This is a genomic window from Microbacterium sp. Beta (assembly GCF_005502545.1).
In the GTDB taxonomy this organism is placed as follows: Bacteria; Actinomycetota; Actinomycetes; order Actinomycetales; family Microbacteriaceae; genus Microbacterium; species Microbacterium oxydans.
Window position 1 is genome coordinate 168602 of the sequence record NZ_SCOG01000001.1, and the last position, 11316, is coordinate 179917.

Consider the following 11316-nt stretch of genomic DNA (forward strand, 5'->3'; position numbering starts at 1 on the left):
AGCGCATGCTCCACGACCCGGCTCTCTCGACGATCAGCTGTGTGCTGCCCGCTTCCGAGCACGAACGGCTCCGAGCAGGGTGAGGGCGATTCCGAGCAGGAGCGCCGATCCTCCGGCCCACAGCAGCCCACCGGGGGCATCGGCGCCCGTGGTCGCCAGCGACGATCCGCCCGTGAGGGGCAGCTCCTTCGGCGGAGAGACCACGGGCGGCGGTGTCGTCGGCGGTGTCGTCGGCGGTGTCGTCGGCGGAATGACCGGCGGCGTCGCGGTCGCGGTGTTGGTGAGGGTCACCGAGAGAGTCGCACCGGCGCCGACCGTGATCTGCGTTCCACCGTCGGGACGTACCTGCACACCTGTGCCCGAGAACGCGGGTGTTCCCCAGTCGATGCCTTCGATCGCGGGCGGGGTGAGCTCGACGAGGGTGACCACGGTGCCGGCGGGCAGCGGGATCAGCGGCGAGGTGGCGCCGGCGGTGACGGCGACCGTCCGCTCGACGACCGGATCGCCGAAGCTGTATCGCACCGTGTACACGGAGTCGGCGGGCACAGTCGGCGCGCCGGATCCGGACATCGCCTTGGTCACGGTGAATGCCCCGGTGGCGTCGCCGTCGCCGGTTCCCCCGCCCGTGACGTTCCACACTTCCTTGTCCTCGAGCTTGATCCCGTTCACGTCGGCGGTGTTGGCGAAGGTCGCCCCGTCCACATGGGTGCTCGGCACGGTGAAGTACTTGACGAAGTAGATCCGGGTCGGGTCGATCGGACCGGGGATCTCGAGGTGGAATGCCGTGCCCTCAGCGTTCCACGACCCCGTCCAGTCCGTGATCGTCTGCGCGTCCTGATCCTGCATGGTGGCGCTGCGCACAGCGAGCTGGCCGTCCTCGTTGTGGTGCTCGGCGAGCCCGTCACCGGCGCCGACGAGGGTGTCATCGATCACGATCGACTCCGCTCCGGTGAAGCTCGCTTCCGGGAGGGCCAGTTCCCACGCGATCCTGCCGTCGTCCGTCTGCCAGGACCACTTCTGCGGTTCGGTGGGCAGCGGTGCGGAGGGTCCGATCCCCCCGCCGGGGAGCTCGACCGGTGTGATCGTGCCGTCGACGGTGAACTCGACGGTCGACTGCGTCGTCTGCTCATCCGCAGAGGCGACGAACCACAGCGAACCCGTGACGCCGGTTCGGCCGTTCACGTAGTCGGTGAGGGTGCAGGTCACGACGGGAGCCGCATCTGTGCTCACCGTGCACTGGGCGATCGCCACGCTCGGGTCCTCAGCCGATGGCACGGAGAAGGAGGTCCCCGCGCGGGCGAACTCCTTCGGGAGTGTGAACCCGAACGTCTGGCCTCCTGTCGCTCCATCCGGCACCGCCCAGTCGGCATCGACACGCACCTGATCCCACTGCGAGACGCCTCCGCCGCCGTTGACGGTCGTCACGGAGATCGACGCAGGATCGATGGCCGCGGGATAGTCGTACTCCGCTGCCGAAGCGCTCCCGGCGCCGGCGAGAGTGATCACGGCGGTGAGCGCCGCGGCGGCCGCAGCGATCATCGCGGTTGTCTTTCGGCGCACGACGGCGCCGCCATTTCTTTCGTACAAGATCTTCCCCAGTTCTTGATGAAGCCCGCGGCTCGGTGCTGACGCTGTGGAACGGCAGTACGGAGGCGCAAGGCATGTGTCCCCATATGAGAGACGACGGGGTGCGCGATCTATTACGCGATTCTCGAACTCTCGGAGCAGGAGGCGATCGGAGTCGTGCTCGACGAGGTGTGGGAAGGTGCTCAGGAAGCAGAAAAGCCTCGGTAGATGGCGAGATCTACTGAGGCTGTTCCGTGCACCCCCTGGGACTTGAACCCAGAACCCACTGATTAAGAGTCAGTTGCTCTGCCGATTGAGCTAGAGGTGCGTGGCCCGGGATAACCCCGACCGAGGAATTACATTACCAGCCGACCGGGTCCATGTGAAATCGGCGTCGGCACCCGGGCGCGCCGCGACGATGAGAGACCGCAGACATGGTCTTTCGGCCCTCGGGCGCCGCGGAGTCGACGACTATTCTTAGACCGTGAACACCTCTCCCCACGCCGATGCCCTGCGTCACGACCTCGAACTCGCGCTCCGCCTGGCTGACGCCGCGGACGCCCAGTCCCTCCCGCGTTTCGACGCATCGGATCTCGAGATCTCGACCAAGGCCGACAACTCGCATGTGACGGATGCCGACCTCGCCACGGAGCGCGCGATCCGCAGCATCCTCGAGCAGGAGCGGCCCGAGGACGGCATCTTCGGCGAGGAGTTCGGCGCCCAGGGCAGCACTCAGCGCCAGTGGATCATCGACCCGATCGACGGAACCGCCAACTTCCTCCGCGGGGTCCCGCTGTGGGGAACGATGATCGCTCTCGCGGTGGACGGCGTGCCCCAGGTCGGTGTGGTCAGCATGCCGGCGCTCGGTCGACGCTGGTGGGCGTCGACCGGTGGTGGCGCCTGGACGGACGGCGAGAACGGACCGCGCCGGATCCAGGCGTCCTCGGTCTCCTCCCTCGACAACGCGAGTGTGAGCTTCCAGAGCATCGCGCAGTGGTCGGATGCCGGGCGCCTCGACACGCTCCTCGCGGTCGCCGCACGGGTCTGGAGGGACAGAGCGTACGGTGACGTGTACTCGTACATGCTCCTTGCGGAGGGCCGCATCGACATGGTGGCCGAGTTCGGCGTCAAAGAGTACGACATCGCTGCTGCCGTCCCCATCGTCCGAGAGGCCGGCGGCCGGATGACGGCGATCGACGGCGCGGAGACGATCAGCGCGCGCTCGACACTCGCAACCAACGGGACTCTGCACGAGGAGTTCCTGAGCTTGACGCAGAGCTGATCGGCCTGCTGCAGCCCCGACCGGAACGACGAGGCCTCGCGATGAATCCCCGCATCATGTCCGCCGCCGCGGGCGTCCTGCTGCTCGTCGCAGCGCTCTCCGCGTGCGCGGCCCCCGAGCCAGGCCCCTCCTCGACGCCCGACGCCGGCGACACGCGCCCGTCGCAGTCTCCCGTCCCGCCCTCCTCGCCGACATCGCCGGCCGCCGAGGATGAACTCACGTGCGAGTCGATGATCTCCGACGGCACCGTCACCGCGCTCGCTGATGCCGGTTGGACCGCCGAGACGAAGGAGTTCGTCGCCGGCGGCGTCGAGCTGACCGAAGGACTGCTCTGCTTCTGGGCCGACTACTCCGTCGGTTCGGATCACGGACAGCTCTACGGCTGGTCGGCGATCGACGGTGCGGACGCCGCGACGGCGCAGGCCGCTCTGCTCGCCGAGGGGTGGAAGCGAGAGGACGGCCCTGACGGCGTCTACTTCACAGAGGATGCGCAATACGCGATGGGTACCGACGAGGACGGCTACGGGATGACGTACCTGTTCGGGGACGGTTGGGTTCGGCTCGCCGACACTCGGCAGGGACTCATCCTCATCGAATGGCCGCGCTGAAGACGCTTCAGCGACCCGGCGACCCCATCGAGCTCTCGAGAACACGGCCGAACGTCCGCGAGACGGGCGGCGTCCACAGGAGCACGATGATGCCGGTAGCGACCACTGCAGTGAGCGCGGCACCCCAGTCCCAGCGGTCTCCCCCCACGAGCACCACGGTGCTGAGTGCGACGGCGAGGCCGAGGAAGATCGTGAGCATGAGGCGGGAGAGCCCGCTTCCTCGGCGGACGCCGGCGGCGACGGCCAGGATGAGCAAGCCGAACAGCGCAATCGCGGCTCCGGTGAGCGAGAAGGCGGAGGTGCTCGCATCCGGGTCGTAGCGCCCCAGGAACACGAGGATGCCGAGGGCCGTCGCCAGTAACCCGGAGCCGTAGGCGAGGACGGCGACCACCGTCGTGATCACGGTCGCGACGCCGGAAGGAACGGGATCGGACGGCGTGGGTGCATGCGTCGCCGCACCGTGGGTGGGGTTCGACGCCGGGGACAGCACGAGACGACGATGCAGCAACCGGACCACCTCGATCGCCAACACCATCGCGATCGTGATCCCGGTGAGCGCGACCGCGAGCTCCGCGCCGGGATCGACGAGCACGAAGAACTGGCGGGCGAGCGGGATCGTGAAGACCGCGACGAGCAGGACGAACATCGCACCCACGACAGCCACCTTGAAGCGGTTGAGCGGACGGGAGAGAACGGCCAGCACCCAGATGCCGACGACGGCCAGGATCACAGTGGCTCCGGTGCGCAACTGCTCCTCGTGCGCCCCGAGCCCGCGGGCGACGAACGTGTACCAGGTCAGTCCCAGCGCGACGACGACGCCTGAGGGTATCGCGAAGCTCAGCGAACGGCGGAGGAAGCCCGGCTGGTAGCGGGCAGCGTTCGGCATGAGCGCGAGGAAGAACGCGGGAATGCCGATCGTGAGGCCATCGGTGATGGAGAGCTGGCGCGGCAGGAATGGGAACTCGAGGACGAACACTCCGAAGATGATCGCGAGCAGCGTCGCGTAGACGGTCTTGTTCAGGAAAAGCATCGACACGCGCTCGATGTTCGCGATGACCTGACGTCCTTCGGCGACGACATCCGGCAGGTGCGAGAACTGCCCGTCGAGCAGCACCAGTCTCGCCACGGCCTTCGTGGCAGCTGACCCCGAGTTCATCGCGATTCCGATGTCGGCGGCTTTGATCGCGAGAGCATCGTTGACGCCGTCGCCGGTCATCGCAACGGTGTGTCCATGGCTCTGCAGCGCGACGACCATCCGCTTCTTCTGTTCCGGTGTGACACGGCCGAAGACCGTATGCCGGTCGAGCACATCGGCGAGCTCCGCGTCGTCGTCGGGCAGTTCCCTGGCGTCGAACCCGTCGGCCACGTCGAGACCGACTTCGCGGGCGATGGCGGCGACGGTGCGGGGATTGTCGCCCGAGATGATGCGGATGCCGACCTGTTGGCGTCCGAAGTACTCGAGGGTCTGTGCGGCGTCGGGGCGAACCTGTTCCCGGAAGGTGAGCACCATGGCGGGCCGGAGTCCGCCGGGGAGCTGCTCGGAGTCGATGTCGGCCGACGAGAGCCCAGAGTCCGCATGCCCGAGCACCAGCGTGCGCCGCCCTGTCTCCGCGAGGCCGGTCACCGTGCGCCCGAGCTCCGTGCGCGGTGACGTGGCCTCGTCGCCGAACACCATCTCCGGCGCACCCATCACCCATGTGCCGGAGACGCCGTCGAACGACACGGCGCTCCACTTCCGCGCGGACGAGAACGGAATGTATCCCGAGACCGAGAGCGGTGACGCGACCGGATAGGCCGCTCGCATCGACCGCGCTGTCGCGTTGGCGTCGGGAGACGCCGCATACCAGGCCAAGGCAGCCGCCGCGTCGTCGGTCAGCTCCGTCGCGGCATCGTCGAGAGAATGCACCGCGTCGAAGCCGATCTCCCCCACGGTGAGCGTGCCCGTCTTGTCGAGGCAGACGACATCCACGCGCGCGAGACCCTCCACCGCCGGCAGCTCGTTCACGAGCACCTGCCTGCGAGCCAGTCTCGACGCGCCGACAGCGAAGGCGATGCTCGTCATGAGCACGAGGCCGAGCGGGATCATCGCCGTCAGGGAGGCGATCGTGTTGACGACGGCCTGCACCCAGGCATCGGTCGAGAACACCCTTGAATACCCACCGAGGACGAGGATCTGGGCGTTCAGTACCAGCAGGCCGACAGGGCCGATGATCCAACTCACCCATTTCAAGACCCGGTTGACCGACGTGCGAAGCTCGCTGGAGACCAGGGAGAATCTCTTGGCCTCTCCGGCGAAGTGATTCGCATACGAGTCAGCGCCCACCCGCGTGGCGATGGCCGTCCCCTCCCCGGCGACGACCACGGCGCCGGACAGCGCATCGTCGCCGGGCTGCTTCTCCACGGGGTCCGATTCGCCGGTGAGCATCGACTCGTCGATCTGCAGGCCGCGCGAGGTGAGGACCCGCGCGTCAGCCGGGACCTGCTCGCCCGCTCTGAGCACGAGCACGTCGTCGAGCACCACCTCTCCCGGTGCGATCTCCCGCTCGTCGCCGTCGCGCAGCACCAGTGCGCGCGGAGCGTTCATCAGGGCGAGCCGATCCAGAGCCGACTTCGCGCGGAACTCCTGGATGCATCCGATGATCGCGTTCGCGAAGGCCGCGAGACCGAAGAGAGCGTCCTGCCACCTTCCGACCAGGAACAGCACGAAGAAGCAGGCGAACACGATGCCGTTGAAGAGGGTGAAGACGTTCGCGCGCACGATGCTCCACGCGCTGCGACTGGTGTCCGCGACGAACGCGTTCGTCTTGCCCGCAGCCACCCGCTCCGCGACCTCGGTTTCGGAAAGGCCGGAAGGGCGCGCAGGAGCAGTGGTGTCCACAGACCTCAATATAGACGCGAAGAGGCCCGCCTCCCCTTGTTTCCAAGGGGAGGCGGACCTCATTCCTGTGACAGCGACCTTGTGGAGCTGGGGGGAATCGAACCCCCGTCCAACGCTGAGTCTCCACGCCTTCTCCGGGCGCAGTCTGTGAAGACGTTCTGCTCGGCTCCGACCTTTGTCACAGACACCTAAGTCGACGAGCCCAGCCTGGGAAGAGTCCCACGTGACGTCCAGACGCCATCACGCAGCAAGATTCCTAGATGACGCCAGGATCCGTATCGGAATCACATACGGCCTGACGGACTATCGGGCTCGCTTATGCAGCGAGGGCGAAGTCGTTGCGCTTGGTTTCGGCAACTATTTTTTTGCAGAGAGCGTTTACGAGATAACTCTGCATCCTCGGCCCGCTTCTCGTGGATTCACAGGCGCTGTCGAAACCGATCAGCCCCGTGGTCCTTCTCTCGAAGGAGCCGCTGTCACACTGTGGAATTACCATCTCGGGCGGCGACCGCCCGAGCATCTCAGACTACAACGTTCTCCGCCGCTGCACCATTCCCCTGTCGCACCGAGGGCTGGCGTAGAGTCGCCCCATGAGCAGCGAAGTCACCGTCACCGTCCGCGGCGAGCACGAGGCGCGAGTGGCGCCAGAGCGCGCCACCGTCAACGTGAGCGTTCGCACCGACGGCTCCGAACGAACCGACGTCGTCGAGAGCGCACTGCGGCTCGCAGACCCGGTGCGCCGCAGCATCAGCGATCGGTCGGATGCCGGCACCGTGGTCGACTGGTCGAGCAAGCGCATCTCCGTTCGGGCCGAACGCCCCTGGAGCAGCGAGGGCACAAGACTCGATCCCGTGTACTACGCGAGCATCGACTTCACGGCGACGTTCGCCGAGGCCTCGGAGCTCTCCCTCTGGGTCTCCGACGTGTCAGCCTGGGACGGCGTCGAGATCGGCTGGGTGGACTGGCACCTGACCCCGGAGACGCGCACGCAGGTGGAACGTGACGTCGCCGCATCGGCCGTCGGCGTGGCTGTCACCCGCGCCGAGGCCTACGCCGGGGCGCTCGGCCTGGATGAGGTCACCCCGCTGGAGATCGCTGACGTCGGTCTCATCTCCAGCGGGCAGCCCGCGCCCGGCGCCCCGATGCTCAAGGCCCGAGGAGCCGCGGCATTCGCCGCCGACTCTGCACCAGCCATGGAGTATGAGCCGGAGGAGATCGTGATCTCCGCCACCGTCGAGGCCAGATTCCTCGCCCGCTGACCGATCAGATCGGCGCGACGAAGGGCGCGAGCTCCGCAGCCAAGCGCTCCGAGACGCGCGCATGCACAGCCGTGCCGTCCTCGCGGTGCACCACGGAGAGCAGCATGCCCGACTCGTGGATCGATGCGATGAGGTCGCCACGATCGTACGGAATCACCGCTTCCACCTCGACCGCGGGCTTCGGCAACGCCGCTTCGACCGCTGCCCGCAACTCTGCGATCCCGTCGCCCGACCTCGACGACACGAAGTGAGCGTGAGGTTGCAGGCCACGGAGGACGAGACGTTCATCCTCCGTGATCAGGTCGGCCTTGTTGAAGACGACGATCTCCGGCAGGTCTCTGACGCCCACGTCGCCGAGGACGTCACGCACCGTCTGCAGCTGCCCCGCAGGATCGGGGTGCGACCCGTCGACCACGTGGAGCACGACGTCGGCCTCACCCACCTCTTCCAGAGTCGAGCGGAACGCTTCGACGAGCTGATGGGGGAGATTGCGGACGAACCCGACCGTATCGGTCAGCGTGTAGACGCGGCCGTCTTCCGTCTCCGTCCGGCGGACGGTGGCGTCCAGCGTCGCGAACAGCGCGTTCTCGACCAGGACACCCGCGCTCGTGAGGGCGTTGAGCAGACTGGACTTGCCGGCGTTCGTGTATCCGGCGATGGCGACGGACGGAATGGTATTGCGCTTGCGCTCGGCGCGCTTGGCGTCCCTGGCGGGACCGAAGTCGCGGATCTGTCGTCTGAGCAGCGCCATCTTGGTGCGGATGCGTCGACGATCCAGCTCGATCTTCGTCTCACCAGGACCGCGCGAGCCCATACCTGCACCACCCGCGCCCACCTGGCCACCGGCCTGACGGCTCATCGAGTCGCCCCACCCACGCAGGCGTGGGAGCAGGTACTCGAGCTGAGCGAGCTCGACCTGAGCCTTGCCCTCACGGCTCTTCGCGTGCTGACTGAAGATGTCGAGGATCACCGTCGTGCGGTCGATCACCTTGACCTTCACGACGTCTTCGAGCGCACGCCGCTGACTGGGCGCGAGTTCGGTATCGGCGATGACCGTGTCGGCTCCGACCGCGGCGACGATGTCCTTGAGCTCCTGCGCTTTGCCCCGACCGAGATAGGTTGCGGCATCAGGGTGCGGGCGACGCTGCAGCACACCGTCTAGCACCACGGCGCCGGCCGTCTCGGCGAGGGCGGCGAGCTCTCGGAGCGAGTTCTCCGCGTCTTCCTGGGCTCCCTGGGGGTAGACACCCACGAGGACGACGTTCTCCAGCCGCAGCTGCCGGTACTCGACCTCGGTGACGTCCTCGAGCTCCGTCGACAGACCTCCGACGCGTCGAAGCGCATGACGGTCCTCCAGATCCCACTGCGCGCCGTCTGCGCTCCCGTGTGATGCGGTCGATTCGTCCTGCAGCGCCTGAGCGGCGCCGAACACTCGGACGTCCGAGCGCTTCTCCGCGTTCGCGAGCACACGATCGACCGTCTGATCGTCGGTGGAGGGGGTTGTGGTCTCCGTCATCCGTTCCTTGTCTCTGGGTTTCGTTGCGAGCCTTAACCTTAGCCCGCGGTGTCCGGTACGCTCACCGTATGGGGTCAGATCACTACTTCACTGCGGCCCCGGCAAGCCCCGAGAATCTGCGCAAGCTCCGTGTGACTCTCGCGGGTCGAGAGCTGGAAGTCACCACCGCCGGTGGCGTCTTCAGCCCAGACCGTCTCGACGCCGGCACTGCAGTGCTCCTCGCCAACATGCCCCCGGTTCCGCCGGGCGGCGATCTTCTCGACCTCGGCAGCGGCTGGGGGCCGGTGACGCTGTCGATGGCTCTGGCTGCTCCCCACGCGACGGTCTGGGCCGTCGACGTCAATGAGCGTGCCCTCGATCTCGTGCGTCGCAACGCGGCAGCTCTCGGGCTCACCAATGTCAACGCTTCGCTGCCCGACGATGTTCCCGAACACGTGTCATTCCGCACGATCCGCTCCAATCCGCCGATCCGCGTCGGCAAGAACGAGCTCCACGGGCTTCTCGAACGGTGGATCCCGCGCCTCGATGAGCGCAGCGACGCCTGGCTGGTCGTGCAGCGCAACCTCGGAGCCGATTCTCTCCAGCGCTGGATCGGATCGACGTTCCACCCCGGCTACAGCGTGTTCCGAACCGCCACGGGCAAGGGATACCGCATCCTCAAGGTGCGAAAGCACGGAAACCCGCCGACGGAGCCGATTCTCCTCAGCTGAGCAGACCGAGGCCGAGTCGATCCGCGCGATGGCCGGACGGAGCCGTCAGACGAGGTCGACCTCGCCCTGGAAGACGAGTTGCGCCGGCCCCGACAGGGCGACGTGCTCGCCGTCTTCTGCGGGGAACATGCGAACGCCGAGCGTACCTCCAGGCACCTCGACCTGCCAGTTGCTCGGAGCGTTCGCTCCCGCCCAGTGCCTGACCGCGAGTGCCGTCGCGGCGACACCCGTGCCACAACTGAGGGTCTCCCCCACACCACGCTCGAACACCCGCATGCTCACGTGACCGATTCCATCGCGCACGAGCGGCTCACCCGGAACCACGAACTCGATGTTCGCACCCTCGGGGAGCGGAGGCTCGAGATCGGGCGCCCTGTGCAACTCGAGTGACGCGAGCTCGACCTCCGAGGCGAGGGCGACCACGACGTGCGGGTTGCCGACGTCGATACCGAGTCCCGGTCGCGTCACGGACAGGCCGTCCACACGAACCAGCGGGTCATCGCCGGAGAGCTTCCAGCGCCCGAGGTCGACCTGGTATCCGGTAGCGCTGCGCGTGACGTCGCGCACGCCCGCCCTCGTCCCGATCGGCAGCGTGGAGCCGGGTTCGATCGTCGCCAGACCTGAGCGCACGAGGTAGTGGGCGAACACGCGGACACCGTTCCCGCACATCTCGGCGATCGATCCGTCCGCATTGCGGTAGTCCATGAACCACTCCGCCTGCGGCTCCTCCTCCAGGGTAGCCTCGCCCTCGGGGATGGCCGAGGACCTCACGACACGGAGAATCCCGTCGGCACCGATGCCGAAATGACGATCGCACAGCACCGCGACCTGCTCGACGGTGAGGTCGAGCTCGGCGTCGGGGTCGGCGATGATGATGAAATCGTTGCCCGTGCCGTGACCCTTGGTGAATGCGACCATGGCTCCAGTCTAGGGATCGTGAAGAGCAGCTCCCGTCACGAACGCCCGTCGCGAGCAACCCGATAGCGCCCGCAGAGGAAGTTGCGATTGCGTGCCACCTCCAGCAGTTCGAGGTCGAGCCTGCGCGGAAGCAGCGGGGCGCCAGAACCGAGCGTCACGGGGGCGTACTGCACCCAGACCTCGTCGAGCAGCCCGGCATCGGCGAACTGGCCTGCCAGGTCTCCCCCACCGACGACCCAGAGGTCTTTTCCTCCGGCGGCCTCCTCCATCTGAGAATGCACCGTCCGGATGTCGGCCTGGGTCAGCCGCACGTCTGCGCCGGTGGGCAGATCGAGCTCGCGGTGAGTGAACACCCACGTGGGCTGCGAGTATCCCCAACGCCCCTCTTCGTGGCGCATCACCCACTCATACGTCGAGGCCCCCATCGCCAGGGCGCCGATGTTCCGCTCGAACCCCGTGTAGGCCATCGGTCCGTCCTGGTCGATGTCCTGCGTGAGTAACCAGTCCAGCGAATGCTCGTCGGTGGCGATGAATCCGTCGAGGCTGGATGCGGTGTAGAAGTGAGTCGTCATCCATCGA

Annotated in this window: 9 protein-coding genes, 1 tRNA gene and 1 other RNA gene; 4 read left to right on the plus strand and 7 right to left on the minus strand. The window is 67.2% G+C overall.

Annotation, left to right across the window (positions count from 1 at the left end; translation table 11 throughout):
* Window positions 1–33: 33 nt before the first annotated feature.
* Both FFS56_RS00860 and FFS56_RS00865 read right to left on the minus strand, forming a co-directional pair.
* Window positions 34–1539 (minus strand): Ig-like domain-containing protein, encoded by a 1506-nt coding sequence (locus tag FFS56_RS00860; protein ID WP_127012264.1) that lies wholly within the window; start codon window positions 1537–1539, stop codon window positions 34–36.
* A gap of 282 nt (window positions 1540–1821) precedes the next feature.
* Window positions 1822–1894 (minus strand) — tRNA-Lys (locus FFS56_RS00865).
* A 156-nt stretch (window positions 1895–2050) separates the two neighbouring features.
* Here FFS56_RS00865 and hisN point away from each other — a divergent pair.
* Together hisN and FFS56_RS00875 are read left to right on the plus strand one after the other, a co-directional pair.
* Window positions 2051–2848 carry a histidinol-phosphatase gene (gene hisN, locus FFS56_RS00870; RefSeq protein WP_127012265.1) on the plus strand — a complete coding sequence of 266 codons (798 nt, stop codon included), beginning with the start codon at window positions 2051–2053 and terminating at the stop codon, window positions 2846–2848.
* 41 nt (window positions 2849–2889) lie between these two features.
* Complete coding sequence (locus FFS56_RS00875; RefSeq protein ID WP_127012266.1) at window positions 2890–3456, plus strand: hypothetical protein; 567 nt, start codon at window positions 2890–2892, stop codon at window positions 3454–3456.
* A 7-nt stretch (window positions 3457–3463) separates the two neighbouring features.
* Here FFS56_RS00875 and FFS56_RS00880 read toward each other — a convergent pair whose 3' ends face one another.
* On the minus strand, window positions 3464–6334 hold the full coding sequence (locus FFS56_RS00880) for an HAD-IC family P-type ATPase (RefSeq protein ID WP_233437290.1): 2871 nt from the start codon (window positions 6332–6334) through the stop codon (window positions 3464–3466).
* 79 nt (window positions 6335–6413) lie between these two features.
* Window positions 6414–6783: a transfer-messenger RNA gene (gene ssrA / locus FFS56_RS00885) on the minus strand.
* A gap of 141 nt (window positions 6784–6924) precedes the next feature.
* Between ssrA and FFS56_RS00890 the strand changes: the two genes are divergently transcribed.
* On the plus strand, window positions 6925–7593 hold the full coding sequence (locus FFS56_RS00890; RefSeq protein ID WP_127012268.1) for an SIMPL domain-containing protein: 669 nt from the start codon (window positions 6925–6927) through the stop codon (window positions 7591–7593).
* 4 nt (window positions 7594–7597) lie between these two features.
* On the opposite strand, the gene hflX is transcribed toward FFS56_RS00890, so the two are convergent.
* On the minus strand, window positions 7598–9109 hold the full coding sequence (hflX, locus tag FFS56_RS00895; RefSeq protein WP_127012269.1) for a GTPase HflX: 1512 nt from the start codon (window positions 9107–9109) through the stop codon (window positions 7598–7600).
* 68 nt (window positions 9110–9177) lie between these two features.
* Between hflX and FFS56_RS00900 the strand changes: the two genes are divergently transcribed.
* The gene (locus FFS56_RS00900) at window positions 9178–9819 is read left to right on the plus strand and encodes a methyltransferase (protein ID WP_046748333.1); all 642 of its coding nucleotides are present in this window, start codon (window positions 9178–9180) and stop codon (window positions 9817–9819) included.
* A 45-nt stretch (window positions 9820–9864) separates the two neighbouring features.
* Here the strand turns inward: FFS56_RS00900 and dapF are convergent, their stop codons facing one another.
* The gene (dapF, locus tag FFS56_RS00905) at window positions 9865–10737 is read right to left on the minus strand and encodes a diaminopimelate epimerase (protein WP_127012270.1); all 873 of its coding nucleotides are present in this window, start codon (window positions 10735–10737) and stop codon (window positions 9865–9867) included.
* A 35-nt stretch (window positions 10738–10772) separates the two neighbouring features.
* The gene (locus FFS56_RS00910; RefSeq protein WP_046748331.1) at window positions 10773–11309 is read right to left on the minus strand and encodes a dihydrofolate reductase family protein; all 537 of its coding nucleotides are present in this window, start codon (window positions 11307–11309) and stop codon (window positions 10773–10775) included.
* Between the last annotated feature and the right edge of the window lie 7 nt (window positions 11310–11316).